The sequence below is a fragment of the Stenomitos frigidus ULC18 genome (assembly GCF_003003795.1).
GTDB classification, from domain to species: Bacteria; Cyanobacteriota; Cyanobacteriia; order Leptolyngbyales; family Leptolyngbyaceae; genus Stenomitos; species Stenomitos frigidus_A.
The window spans coordinates 46,774-59,416 of the sequence record NZ_PVWK01000079.1; the positions used below are offsets into that span (position 1 = coordinate 46,774).

General features: G+C 51.3%; 16 protein-coding genes and 1 riboswitch. Of the genes, 6 read left to right on the forward strand and 10 right to left on the reverse strand.

Annotation, left to right across the window (positions count from 1 at the left end; translation table 11 throughout):
* The first annotated feature begins 202 nt into the window (after positions 1-202).
* Positions 203-336: riboswitch (cyclic di-AMP (ydaO/yuaA leader) on the forward strand.
* 132 nt (positions 337-468) lie between these two features.
* Positions 469-1,140, forward strand: a complete 672-nt coding sequence (locus tag C7B82_RS13400; RefSeq protein WP_245939880.1) for a universal stress protein — start codon at positions 469-471, stop codon at positions 1,138-1,140.
* Between the two features lie 70 nt (positions 1,141-1,210).
* Here the strand turns inward: C7B82_RS13400 and C7B82_RS13405 are convergent, their stop codons facing one another.
* On the reverse strand, positions 1,211-2,197 hold the full coding sequence (locus C7B82_RS13405; RefSeq protein ID WP_106256790.1) for a M48 family metalloprotease: 987 nt from the start codon (positions 2,195-2,197) through the stop codon (positions 1,211-1,213).
* Positions 2,198-2,411: 214 nt separating this feature from the next.
* Here C7B82_RS13405 and C7B82_RS13410 point away from each other — a divergent pair, with 214 nt between their 5' ends.
* The 3 genes from C7B82_RS13410 to C7B82_RS35110 all read left to right on the forward strand — a co-directional run bounded on the left by C7B82_RS13410 (position 2,412) and on the right by C7B82_RS35110 (position 5,095).
* The gene (locus C7B82_RS13410) at positions 2,412-2,828 is read left to right on the forward strand and encodes a hypothetical protein (RefSeq protein WP_106256791.1); all 417 of its coding nucleotides are present in this window, start codon (positions 2,412-2,414) and stop codon (positions 2,826-2,828) included.
* A 164-nt stretch (positions 2,829-2,992) separates the two neighbouring features.
* Entirely contained in the window at positions 2,993-4,711 is a 1,719-nt protein-coding gene (ggt, locus tag C7B82_RS13415) for a gamma-glutamyltransferase (protein WP_106256792.1), read from the forward strand.
* 150 nt (positions 4,712-4,861) lie between these two features.
* Positions 4,862-5,095, forward strand: coding sequence for a PTPA-CTERM sorting domain-containing protein (locus tag C7B82_RS35110; protein ID WP_146141149.1), 234 nt, complete (start codon positions 4,862-4,864; stop codon positions 5,093-5,095).
* Positions 5,096-5,113: 18 nt separating this feature from the next.
* On the opposite strand, the gene C7B82_RS13425 is transcribed toward C7B82_RS35110, so the two are convergent.
* The 9 genes from C7B82_RS13425 to C7B82_RS13460 all read right to left on the reverse strand — a co-directional run bounded on the left by C7B82_RS13425 (position 5,114) and on the right by C7B82_RS13460 (position 10,861).
* Positions 5,114-5,299: a hypothetical protein gene (locus C7B82_RS13425; protein ID WP_106256794.1), complete on the reverse strand. Its 186-nt coding sequence runs from the start codon at positions 5,297-5,299 to the stop codon at positions 5,114-5,116.
* A gap of 111 nt (positions 5,300-5,410) precedes the next feature.
* The gene (locus tag C7B82_RS13430) at positions 5,411-6,442 is read right to left on the reverse strand and encodes a M28 family peptidase (protein ID WP_106256832.1); all 1,032 of its coding nucleotides are present in this window, start codon (positions 6,440-6,442) and stop codon (positions 5,411-5,413) included.
* Positions 6,443-6,502: 60 nt separating this feature from the next.
* Complete coding sequence (locus C7B82_RS13435) at positions 6,503-7,333, reverse strand: Npun_R2479 family HD domain-containing metalloprotein (protein ID WP_106256833.1); 831 nt, start codon at positions 7,331-7,333, stop codon at positions 6,503-6,505.
* Positions 7,334-7,381: 48 nt separating this feature from the next.
* Positions 7,382-7,516, reverse strand: coding sequence for a hypothetical protein (locus C7B82_RS34280; RefSeq protein WP_281258971.1), 135 nt, complete (start codon positions 7,514-7,516; stop codon positions 7,382-7,384).
* Positions 7,517-7,646: 130 nt separating this feature from the next.
* Positions 7,647-8,519 (reverse strand): aldo/keto reductase, encoded by an 873-nt coding sequence (locus C7B82_RS13440; RefSeq protein WP_106256795.1) that lies wholly within the window; start codon positions 8,517-8,519, stop codon positions 7,647-7,649.
* A gap of 199 nt (positions 8,520-8,718) precedes the next feature.
* A complete protein-coding gene (locus tag C7B82_RS13445; protein WP_106256796.1) occupies positions 8,719-9,168 on the reverse strand; it encodes a hypothetical protein in 450 nt (149 codons plus the stop codon).
* A gap of 128 nt (positions 9,169-9,296) precedes the next feature.
* Positions 9,297-9,560: a TIGR02450 family Trp-rich protein gene (locus tag C7B82_RS13450; RefSeq protein WP_106256797.1), complete on the reverse strand. Its 264-nt coding sequence runs from the start codon at positions 9,558-9,560 to the stop codon at positions 9,297-9,299.
* Between the two features lie 14 nt (positions 9,561-9,574).
* On the reverse strand, positions 9,575-9,916 hold the full coding sequence (locus tag C7B82_RS13455; protein ID WP_106256798.1) for an STAS domain-containing protein: 342 nt from the start codon (positions 9,914-9,916) through the stop codon (positions 9,575-9,577).
* 108 nt (positions 9,917-10,024) lie between these two features.
* A complete protein-coding gene (locus tag C7B82_RS13460) occupies positions 10,025-10,861 on the reverse strand; it encodes an Npun_R2479 family HD domain-containing metalloprotein (RefSeq protein ID WP_106256799.1) in 837 nt (278 codons plus the stop codon).
* 388 nt (positions 10,862-11,249) lie between these two features.
* On the opposite strand from C7B82_RS13460, the gene C7B82_RS13465 reads away from it, so the two are divergent.
* Both C7B82_RS13465 and C7B82_RS13470 read left to right on the forward strand, forming a co-directional pair.
* Positions 11,250-12,269 (forward strand): ParM/StbA family protein, encoded by a 1,020-nt coding sequence (locus C7B82_RS13465; protein ID WP_106256800.1) that lies wholly within the window; start codon positions 11,250-11,252, stop codon positions 12,267-12,269.
* On the forward strand, positions 12,251-12,511 hold the full coding sequence (locus C7B82_RS13470; RefSeq protein ID WP_106256801.1) for a hypothetical protein: 261 nt from the start codon (positions 12,251-12,253) through the stop codon (positions 12,509-12,511). Before C7B82_RS13465 ends, C7B82_RS13470 begins: the two co-directional genes overlap by 19 nt.
* The last annotated feature ends 132 nt before the right edge of the window (positions 12,512-12,643 follow it).

Consider the following 12,643-nt stretch of genomic DNA (forward strand, 5'->3'; position numbering starts at 1 on the left):
AGTAAGGTAGTCTTTTTGAAGCGGGCTATAATAGCAAAGGGTGATTGAGCCCTCCATCAAACATGATGTACTGCTTCTGTTCCAGAGATAGCAGTTTAGACTGGCTAAATCGTCTAGATTAAAACAATCATGCACATTGTCGCTGTTCGGCATCAAGCATGTCACGTACAAAACTATGTGGGTAAGCCTAATTTGAGTTTATCTATACACAACGTTGTGTTAGACATTCAGCTCAAGCGGAGGAACCAGTTTCATTGGGGCTAATCTCGGTTTTTCTGAGAGAGACACCTTCCAGTCTTAGCCCGTCAGCTAACTCCGTCGGCAATGGGAGGAGTAACCCAAAACTATTGCTTGCCAAGCTATGGTTATTGGAGTCTCCTGATAGGTACCGCTTCAGCGCTAGACAGCGTGATCGTATCTGTTACCTGACCCACCTCTCGCAAACCCTATTCCCTGAGAGGTTCAACCGTGAATATTTTGTCTATGCTCGCACGTCTGCAAGACGGGCTAGGTTGCCCTGACCTCACCAAGCAAATGGTGCTGATACCAGCACGATCATCTGAGCCACGATCGCCGAAAGCAATTAATCTCCTTGTGGGTTACAACGGCTCCCCTCGCAGCCAGACGGCTCTGGATTTGACCTTATGGATTGCCCACCGAACCCGTTTGGCAACAGGTAAACAGGTCACCGTTCAAGTCGTCTACGTGCTGGATATGGAGAACGAGTGTCAGCCTCTTTCCTCATTGCCCCATCATCTTGTTGCCACAGCGGGTAGTGACCAGATGCTTTATCCCAGCGCGATCGGCAACGGCTATCGCCACGTCGAGACAGGTCATCGCTCTACCAGTGCCGTGGCTGAACTGCCCATTCGCTCTACGTCTTGTCAGTTGAACCAGTTTGACCAGGCAGACTTAATTCTCTGGCAAGCTCGCCATATGGCAGATGAGTGGCGTGGGTCACTTAAAACCCATCTCCGGTTTGGATCGGTTGCAACAGAGCTGCGTCGTGTGGCTCAAGCAGAGTCGGCAGAGCTGCTGCTATTGGGCTGTGATGCTGCAACTCATCCCCTGGTAGAGCAATTGGCGATCGACTTTCCCTGTGCGGTGCTCGGCATTCCGCCCGCAACGCCGATCAGTTAGGTAAGCCAGACGCTTAGCTATCTTTAAAAGGACGCCAAGATTAGGTATCTTGGCGTCCTTTGGATGTGTCTCAATCACCCCGTCGAGCGCGATCGATTTCACGTTGCAGTGCTTCAATCTGGCGACGCAGTGCATCGACCTCGGCTTGGGAAGACTGGGATTGAGTTGCGGCAGGTGCTGAAGGCACCTCTACCGACCCTTCAGCACCTGCACGGGGATAGTTGCCCTGCCGAATCTGTTGGTACTCGCTCGAAACTGACCACTCACGCAAAAAATGCACTCGCTCTACTGTAAAGGGATGAGTCAGGAAGATGCCTGTAGAAAGATTATTGTAAAGGAAGAATTTGTAAACCTGGTTCAGACCATCTTGATCAAGCTCTTGGTAGCGCTCGGATTGTCGAATAAATTCATCCAGGCTAATTTCGTGGGCATGTTTGGTGCTACCACCCGCCATTTTCATCATGCTTTTCAGCACTGGATTCAGATCATCGGTCACTAGCAGCGCAGCGCGATCGGCCGACAGTTCAGCTTTGCGCTTCCACTCAGCAAACGCCAGCAGCAGACCCGTTGTCACCAGATTACTTAGCCCAAACGTGCGCTCTGCCAGCCCCGAAATAATCTGGTTCACCCAAAGCGCCATTCGCACCAGCGTTGTGTGACCACACTTAATATGTCCCAGTTCATGAGCCATCACGGTACGTAGTTCGTGGTCATCCAGCAAATCGAGCAAACCACTGTTGATGACCATACTGGGAAACTCTTGCCCCAAAGCCAACGCATTCACAAATGGATCTTGGGAAATAAACAGCACCGGTTCTGGAGAAACATCCAGATCACGCACACATTCCCGAAAGATTTGGTAAATGTTTGCATATTGGCGTGGTCCCACTTGAATACTGTTGCCCATTTGATACACAAACTGCGGGCGTTCAGACAGGAACTCAACAAAGGTTCGTGCCACCAGATCGAAGCCAGGGACTCTGCGTAACGCTTGCTCGGCTTGACGATCGAGCGGATGACGAAAAGCTTCGCTTGAGATTCCGGTATAGGTAGGCATGGTGAGGGGGGTAAGGGAAGGGGAGTTTTGAGTTTTGAATTTTGAGTTTTGAATTTTGAGTTAGATTTAATCGCTGACCGCTGACCGCTGACCGCTAACCGCTGACCGCGCGGCATAGATCCTGTTCTTTTGTATCCTATTAGCCTGTTTAATTGCATCGACTCACCCATAATCATCGAAACCAACAAGCTCAAACTGTCTATCCGCAAAGGCTATGACTGGATCGCGTTTTTCTCTCTCGGTCGTTCTATCTGTCATGATCGCAATGATGGCCCTGCTGCTAGGACAATCAGCGGCTACCCAGGCCTCTCCATTTCAAGACGGCAACATGTCTCTGGGAGACACCCTTCGACAACCGAACACCTTGATTAAGCGATCAAATGTGGCATCGGGTGATTCAAAGCGGCAGTGGTTGCTTGACTCTAGGGAAGCAGCCGGTCTTGGTGCAGTTGTGGGGCTGTTTGCGATCGTCATCTTTTATAAAGCTCGTCAAATGCGTGCTGTTGCGCCTGAGGAAGCCGAGCTTTTGAGCAAGCATCCACAGCTTGAACATCCAGAGATAACGCTAACCGTAGTGCCTAGAGAAGCATTGCCGTCTGCGTTTGATTCAGACTTGCAGCTGGCGCGTTAGGGGTTGGGCAAAGGCGAGTTGTTGCGGTAAAGTTTTCCTCCGGTTTTCTCCTTGGTTGTGTGCGGAACAGACCTTCTGACAAGTAATTGTCAGGGGTCTTTTTATTTTTGGTGTGGAGGGATGGGTGTAGGGTGTAAGAAAGGATGAAGAGGAAGGGACAAGGGATGAAGCTGCTTAGCCGTAAACGACTGGCAATGCCATGGCTCTGCTTGATGATGGTGTTGCTCAGCAGCCAGAGTGGATGGGCGTTTCCCCATCCCGATCGCGCCAAACGGGGCATGGTGGTTTCAGCACACCCCCTGGCGAGTGAAGCCGGTTTGACCGTGCTACAACAGGGTGGCAATGCGATCGATGCTGCAGTCGCTACAACGCTGGCAATTTCAGTGGTAGAGCCAGCGTCGGCAGGTTTAGGTGGGGGCGGCTTTTTGCTCCTTCGGTTGGGCAAAACGGGCGAAGTAAAGGCACTCGATTTTCGTGAACGGGCCCCTTTAGGAGCAACGCGCACGATGTATCTGGATGCTCAAGGCAAGGTGCGCCCCAACGCCAGCACCGATGGGTATCTGGCAGTGGGTGTGCCTGGTACGGTTGCGGGACTGTATGAAGTGCAGCATCGCTATGGCAAACTGCCCTGGAAGGCCGTGGTGGCACCCGCGACCCAATTAGCGGCAAAAGGCTTTTGGGTCAGTTGGCGGTTAGCAGACGCGATCGCCCAGCAAAAAACGCTGCAGCAGAATCCCGCTGCCCGTAAGATTTTTACCCGCAATGGCACGCCTCTGCAAGCGGGCGATCAGCTGGTACAGAGCGATCTGGCAAAAACGCTTCAAGCACTGGCAAACAATCCACAAAGTTTCTATACAGGCAGTCTGGCGGGGACGATCGCTCGCGATATAGCTACAAACAAAGGCTTGATCACCCTCGCAGACCTGAAACGCTACCGCCCCATCTGGCGCGACCCTGTCTGCGGCAACTTTCGAGCCACACGCATTTGCTCCATGCCACCGCCATCCTCCGGTGGTGTTCATCTGCTAGAAATCCTTAACATCCTGGGTGATACTGATCTCAAAGCGATGGGCTGGCATAACGTCGATGCGCTGCACTTAATCGTGGAAGCGATGCGAATTGCCTACGCCGATCGCGCGGTATATTTGGGCGACCCTGACTTCGTGAAAGTCCCAGTTGCCAAGCTGATCAGCCCGGCCTATGCTAAACAGCGCCGACAGGAGATTGATCTGCAAAAAGCCCGACCTTCTAGCGAAGTACGAGCGGGTACTCCAGAAATGCTCAAACGCCTGGGTAAAGAGTCTAATGACACCAGCCACCTGAGCGTGGTGGATAGTGCTGGCAATGCTGTGAGTCTGACGTTTACAGTAAACCTGGGTTTTGGTGCTGGCGTCGTGGTTCCTGGTACTGGCATTATTCTCAACAACGAAATGGACGACTTTGCGATCGCCCCTGGTGTGCCCAATGCGTTTGGCTTAGTGGGTGGCGATGCCAACGCGATCGCTCCTGGCAAAACGCCACTGTCCAGCATGACACCGACGATCGTCACCGAAAAAGATCAACTACGACTGGTTGCGGGCGCTCCTGGTGGAAGCACGATCATTACGACCGTTCTACAAGTCGTGCTGAATGTGTTGGTCTACGGCATGGACGCTAAACGTGCGGTCGCGGCTCCACGTCTGCATCATCAGTGGCTGCCTGATAAACTGATGGTTGAACCGTGGGGCTTTGACCGTTTAACTCTAGAAGATTTGCGCCATCGGGGACATCAGATTGAAGAACGACGTGCCTGGGGGAATGCTGACGCGATCGTGCGATCGCCGGATGGTTCCCTAGAAGGAGCCGCCGATCCACGGGGAGAGGGAGCCGCGTATGGGCTCTGAGGCTATCTTCTACCTGTGTAACCACCTTTGTAAAATTCCAGTAAGAACACGTAGACCTTCCGTAAAACCCTCATAAAGGTGTATCAACTCACGCGGAAGCTCAAGAAGCTGTCTGTAGTGGTAAGTACACCAAACCAAAAGGTCGTTCTCATGTTGGAAGGATTTGTTACGCTCTGGGCTATCCTGTTACTCCTCTTGCCAGGACTTTTCAATCATGGGACGAAGGGGAAAAGCGTAGTGACGCCAAAATCACCCGTAGCCGTTCTGCCATCTACACCCCCTTCTTCTGAAAATATTCAAAAAATTCCGACCCCTGCTTTACTGCCAGGTTTAATTGTCTTTTTTGGAAGTGCGTTGCGAAAAAAGGGGCAGAAGGATAGTTAAATCTCTGCTGGCTCTCAGTTAATCGACGACTCTCAGCAAGCCCTCCCTTAGACGATCGAACACTTCGTTAAGCAGGGTTTGCTCATCACTATTCAGGTTCGCTAACGAGAGCAGCAAGCGTTGATCCATGCGAGTAATGCGGCGAGAAGACAGAATTCGGTCAGTAACGTCTTGAAGCGAGGGAGTTAATACTTGGGCTTGCATGGGTTTGAGGGGCAACTCGATACCATTTAGTATGCGATCGTTCTACAAGCAACCAGGTGATTGAGTAGAGCCCTCCGGCGTGACAATGCTGCAGTTGTAGCGTGATTTGGATCAGTTAACAGTCGTCGTGAAAGCCGCTCGGTTATCCAGAAGGATGCCGACCGCATTCAATACCCGTTGCGCTGCTCCAGTGAAGAACGTGCGATCGAGCGTCTCTGGTGTGTCACTGGGTTGATGGTAATGAGGATTGCGAAAATTGGCCGTATCGCCTACCATTACGGCGCCAATGTTCTTTGCCCAAAACGGGGCGTGATCGCTGCGTAAGACAGCTGGTGTCAGCAAACCCTTAAGTGGAATTGGCACCGTAATCATCGCTGGCAGATTGGACTGTCCTGATGGGTTGGAAGCTGATACCTGGAAGACATTCAGCAGCGGCAAATGCTCCTGGTCACCGACGACGCCTAAAAAGTCGCCACGATCGCCTATTGGATTCACAGGTAACCCTTCTGGATATTTCTGACATCCGGCAGTGTGACAGGCGTAACCCATCATCTCCAAATTGACCACACCCTCAAGCTTCGCCAAGTTTTCAGGGTGCGAGGTAAACGTAAGACTGCCAACTAAGCCAGCTTCTTCGCGATCGAAAAACGCAAGCCACAGGGGGCGATAAGTCGGACGGGCGCCCAGCAACCGGGCAATTTCAAGTGTAGTAGCGATCGCACTGCTGTTGTCATCCGCACCGGGCGAACCGTTCACCGTATCGTAGTGCGCACTCACCAAAATCGCACCAGCATTAGGATTGCTACCAGGACGTTGAGCGAAAACATTGACGCCACCATCAAAGGCTTGCAATTGCGGTTTCCAGCCAAATTCAGTCAGCGTTTTAACCAGATAGCGGCGAGCACGATCGCGATCGACCGTTTGATACCGCTCAAAGTTCAATGCTTCGATGTGCTGGAAGAGACGTGTTGCGCCGATCGGTGGTAGCGGCTGTATGGAAGGGATTGCTTGAGGACTGATAGCCTGTATCGGACTTGGGGTATCAGGAGATGGCTCTGGAAGGGGTTGAGAGGAAGACAAATGACAGCTAGTGATGATGATCAAGGCGATCGCCAGCAAACCTCCCAAAATCCATCGTTTCATCACCATGACCGTTTAACGCTTTTTTGTCTTCATGCTTTATGCTCTATGCCTCACCCTTCCTTAAATGCCTCCATGCTCCACAACAAATACGTTGGAGTATAGACACGCTGTAATCTGCTGCCCCTGTTGAGTCACAGACAGATAGCGAAGTGCATCCTGGATATAGGGGTAAACCCCTTTCCAGTAGAACTGAGAGTAGCTCTGGCGCAAGTCTCCGGGGTTACGGTAGCCAAGCGCTTTGTTGACGCCGGTTTCTTCAAATTCATAGAAAAGCGCCGCGATCTTTTTCAGATAGCGCGGATCGCTGAGTTGTCCAATCAAATCCGCAGCACGTACTAGCCCAGGATAGTTGCTGGTGTCCTGATGGTCTTCAGCCGCAGGGACGGGGAAGCGAGTCAGCTCAATATTACGCTTAATCAGTTCGGCATCAAGTAAGCGATGACCACCAAAGCGTTCGTCGATAAAGAGCTTGCCGCGATCGACATGATACGGCGTGAGGCTGGCATCGGTGGAACCGGGTGGTAAGGCAATCATGGTCTCGGCAATACCCGTGGCACAAATGTTGTCGTGATCGTCCCGACAAACACCCCGAACGTAGCCGATATCATGACAGACCAGGGAAATGATGCCATGCAGCCAATCTTCGGGTGCGACGCCACCTTCACGGATATGCTTGCCGCGCAGAATTTCTTGCCCCACCAGGGTAACCAAAATCGTGTGCTCAATATCGTGATAGAGCGCATCACTATTGGCAATGTTTTCCAACGCCATGCTGCCTGCCCAGGCAATGATATCGGCATAATCGGCTTTCAAATTGCCATAGGTGCGTTTGTAGCCCGCCTTTAGCTGCTGCACAAACGCACCCGTCAGAATTTCGGTTGCGTTAAACATCTTCAAATCCTCCATCCTGTCCGTTGTAACGAACGTTGGATCAGCGTTTCACCCTTCCACTATGCCGCGATCGCCTAACTGCTGGGGTGATAGTGAGGAGCCATCAACGTGATTATGCTGGGGAAAAGCAGTGATTTCGATCGGATACATTGCCAGAGACAACACGATCACACGTCGATGCACTCACCCTTAGCCAACAGGAGTTATGAGGCGAAGCGTTGCTAGATTGCTCTTACCTGGCTGCTTTAGAAGTGTGTTGATAGAACATTCTAGGACTTCGTAAAGCCTGCGATCGCGACTCAAACCGTTGTCTTCAAACAGCCGTAGCGCGATCAATTTGGCCAACCTCCGATGGAGAGAGGTGAATCGTCGCGGCTGTGATGGAATCGGCAATGCTCTCTGGCTTACTAGCTCCAGGAATCGGCAAGACGCTGAGTGATTTTGCCCGCAGCCACGCCAGCACAATGCTGTAAACGGAAACGTTCTTTGCCTTGGCCAGTTGCACGATCGCCTCAATCTCTTTGATCTGCCCAAAGCGCCGACTGCCGCCCAAGGGACTCCAGGGTAAGAACGTTAGTCCTTCGCGATCGCAATACTCCAGCACACCATCTGACTCTGGATCGCGATGCCAGGGGTTGTATTGGTTTTGTACAGAAGCAAGCTCGACCACATCACGGGCGCGCTTGATCTGTTCTACCGAGAAGTTAGAGACACCCACAAGCCGGATAAGACCGTTAACCACAGCTTCTTTGGCTGGCTTGAGTGACTCTTCAATTGAGTAGTCAGGGTCAGGGGCATGGTATTGCCAAAGCCCGATCGGTTGGTCGCCGCCCAACGCCTCAAAGCTGGTACGAATCGTTTCTCGAAGATGGTCGGGGTTACCGTTGCGTGTCCAGGCACCATCCGGCCGCATCAAACCACCTTTCGTCGCGATCATGACGTTGGTAGTGTCACCGCTGTATTGCTGGAGTGCTTTGTAAATCAGCCGTTCGTTGTGGTGCTTATCGGACTCATCCTTGCAATACGAGTCAGCCGTATCGATAAGAGTGACACCGAGATCAAGGGCACGATGGATAGTAGCGATCGCCTGTGCTTCGGGTGGGCGACTGCTGAGCGACATGGGCATACCGCCCAGACCGATCGCGCTTACAGTGATCCCTGTGTTGCCTAACTGTTTTGTTTCCATGTCCTACCTATATGAGTGAACTACGGTTTAGAGAACGCGTTGCTATAGCTTCTCTGCATTCACGATTGCTGTCATTCGCCACAATGCAGAGGCGAAGCAACCATTGCGTTTCTCTAACCGTAGAATCAACTCAAGCATGATCAATCGTCATCCTTCTAGAGGCGTGATACTTAGAGACACGGTACTTAAAGAACGGATATCAGGGGCATCCTGAAGCGACAACTGTGTAGGCGTTTCCAGTCACCGGAATACCCCCAACCACAACGTTGACCTGATAGGGTTCTGCATTTAAGCGAGGTGAGCCTGAGATATTAACGGACTCACCGTCCTTCAGCGTCACCTTCTGATCAAAAACTTTATCAGAGGTGCGATTAGCATACTTAAGGTTCATTTGGATGTTGTAGACTCCCCCATTTTTGGCTCGCACTGTTGCTGCATAGCGGCTAAAGCGGCGTCCATTCGATACAGCAAAATCCGTATTCCAGTTACTGGGGCTCACTGGAGTACTGGCAGCGGACACCTTTTTCTGCACTGAGTAGGCTCCTTTGCCTTCGACCACCCTGAGAAGAGAGCATGTTTGAGCATTGGCAGGTAGACCAAGACAAACCAATGCACCTACTAACGCTGTTTTTCCTAACCAGTTCATCATAAAAACCTCTTTGGTTTAGTAATGCCGCCTCACGATCGAGGCTAATGACTGAAATACAGCGATAACAGTTCCCAAAGCAAGCGTCTTAGGTAAGATTTAAGTCTCATCGGTGGCCTGAAGTGCTCAACTCACTGAATGTTTATCGTCTCGGGTTCGTGTGTCGCTTGGTCTTGCAGCGATTGCCAGCCAGCTTGCCAGAGCGAGCGATCCTTCAGCAGTTGCGCGTTCACCCAAAAGCGCACGGCTGGATCACAAGCTGCCACCATTTCGGCGAACACCCACTGTCCTTGGTTTTTGCGATTAGTTACCTGAAAGTGCTGCCATCCATCAATTTTTTGATGAGCGGTCCACTTGGATTGCACCAGGTGCGGAAACTTTTGTTTACGTGGCATGATGCTATTATCAATTACTTTGCTAGCGGTTCGCCTGGACTGTTAGCCAACGCGCGATCGAATCCCTCTGGAGCCTCGTAGATTTCAAAGACTTTATCCAGGCCGCTGTGCTCAAGCACCATATAAGCTTGCCCGTTGAGGTGACAAAGCGCTAGGCGACCGTTCACAGCACGGACTCGCTTTAACGCCACCACCAGCGCTGACAGGCCAGTGCTGTCCATAAACATGACGTGCTGAAAGTCCACCAGAATGTTTGCAATACCCGCTTCAAGGCTTCTAGTGATGCCATCAAGCAGGTCACCCGTAGTGGAGGAGCTGAGAATTCTTTTAGGATAAAACGTTTGCATCGTCGTCATGGCTAACCCTAGACTGTCCAAATAGGTTTAGGGTTCCCAGGATGAGCCATGAAGTACATATTTGCTTCCCGTCTAGCTCTACAGGCGTTGTCTGGTTAAGAGCCAGCTCTAATCTTCTGGCTTCTCATGTTCCACAACAAACACATTGGAATAGAGATTGGCGATAATTTGCTTGCCTTGTTGGGTAAGCGATAGATAGTAAAGCGCATCCTTGATGTAGGGAAAAACGCCGTGCCAGTAGAACTTGGGATAGTTTTTGCGAAGATCGCCAGGATGACGATAGCCCAGCGCTTTGTTTACACCCGTTTCTTCAAATTCGTAGAACAGTGCGCCAATTTTCTTTAAGTAACGAGGATCGCTGAGTTGACCGATCAAGTCAGACGCGCGGATTAAACCGGGATAGTTAACCGTATCTTGATGGTCTTCAGCCGCAGGGACGGGGAAGCGAGTCAGCTCTATGTTGCGCTTGACGATTTCGGAGTCAATCAGCTTGTGCCCCCCAAAGCGCTCATCAACAAACAGCTTGGCGCGATCGACGTGGTACGGGGTGAGCCCAGCATCCGAAGAGCCAGGGGGAAGATTGGTCATGTTGCCGTCTTTCCCCGTGGCGTAAAGCCCATCACGATCTTGGCGACAAACACCTTTCACGTAGCCGATGTCGTGGCAGACCAGCGAAATGATGAAATGCAGCCAGTCTTCGCAAGAAACGCCACCCATGCGAATGTGCCTGCCGCGTAGAATTTCCTGACCCACCAGCGTGACTAAAATGGAGTGCTCAACGTTGTGATACAGTGCATCGCTGTTAGCAATATTTTCCATTGCCATCGAGCCAACCCAACCGATGATATCCTCATAGTCGGACTTCCAGCCTCCATAGGTGCGTCGGTAGCCTGCTTTGAGTTGATTAACAAAGTCTTCGATAAGAAGTTCAGTAGCGTTGAACATGCTGGCGGCTCGCTTATGCAGTGGAAGAAAGGAGACAAACGCGAGGAACTCTAGGAACCCTTGGTAGGGACTCTTATATCTTTACAGGAACCCTTATACAAGATTGTGCGGTGGATGCTGAAAATTCGCGTAACTTTCCTGAGTGCCCTTTTCCTTTAACGTGATATACCCCTTAAACCGACTCTGTCACAAGGTACTCAAACCGCAAAGGTTCTGCAACGATGACGGTGAAGCGATCGACCAACCGCCTGATCCAAAGCTTTGTTGTTGCGATCGCTCAAGGGGGTTGTTATTCTGATTCGTATGCCATATAGTACAAATATACCAATGGGGACAAACGAGAACAAACCGTGACGAACCGCTACGGATTCAGTATAGAGAGGAACTCATGACAGCCGCTACAAGACAAACAAAAGTTAGAAAGCCCCCCACTGAAACCACTACTACTTGTGCGCTGGCGCTGGATGCAGGTAACTATGACCTTAAGTTTTGGAACGGTGAAGCCCATCCTAAAGCCATTCGCTCTGTTCGGTTTCAACTGCCTCAAGGTCGGGATGCTGTCCGCTTTACTGATGCCTCACCCTTAATTGAGTTGCCTGATGGCACCCGTTATCACTTCGGTGCACAAGCATACAAGTATCGTCGCCAACAGCAAACCGTCGTTGAAAACAAAGTTGAACTCTCCCGGTTGCATCTTTATGCTTGCTTAGAACCCTGGGAAGGCGAAACTGAATTCGCGATCGACATCTATGCCTCGACCCCTGAACCAGCCAAGAATGAGGACGCCATCCGTCAGCATCTGCTAGGAATGCACGAGTTCAAGCGGAATGGGCTGGAGTATCGCGTGCTGGTTGAGCGGGTCGAAGTTGAACGAGAAGGGATGGGTGCCTATCACTATGCCCAGCGGTTAGGGCTGATTCCTGATACTGGCTACACGATCGTGGTGGATATCGGTGGTGGTACCTGGTTGACGCGATTGGTTGATGCTGAAGGCGATGTCATTGATGAAAATGTGATGGATCGAGGGGGTGCTTATGAACTGGCAACCTCCATCAGCTTCGATCGCCGCCTCTCTAATGCGCTTGGCACCACAGCCGATCCCAGTCTCATCATGGATGGCTTCCGTACAGGACATCTCTACGCAGATACAGAATTGACCTGGCAACCCTGGCTCGAAGAGCATCTTGATCCCTGGTTTAAGGGTATTTTCCAAACAGTGAAAGCGCAGTACACCCCCTATATGGCGCGAGTCACTCGCTTCTTAGTCACCGGTGGTAGCTCTCATCTGATTTCAGAGCGGCTAGCGGGTCGCAGGCTGTTTGCGGTGATGACTGACCCTCAATTTGCCAATGTTCGTGGTTTGTTTCCCGTTGTGAATGGAGCACAGCTATGTATGACAACAAAGTAAGGCTGAGCCAGGATGTGCTGGATAAAGCGAGCGTGATTGCCTCCGAATGGGGCTTGAAGAATGCTCGTGCAGCCGTAGAAGCAGTCTTTCGTAGGTATGCCGACGAGTATTTGGATGGTACTGGACGTACCACCCGTTGGGCACCAGAGGCAATACCGATGGGTATGTTTGGGACGACTGATCGTTCGTCGTCCTCAAGCTGCGAAGCGCTGAATGAACTGGATGATTTGCTAGGGCTGTAGCCTCTGCGTTTCGCGATCGCCATTACCTCTAAATCCCTTCTAGAAAGACGTCAATCATCGTCTTTGTAGAGGGGATTGCTTTAGAGGAACGATCGCTCAGGTGAAAACTGCAGTTAGGATGGGCATAATTTT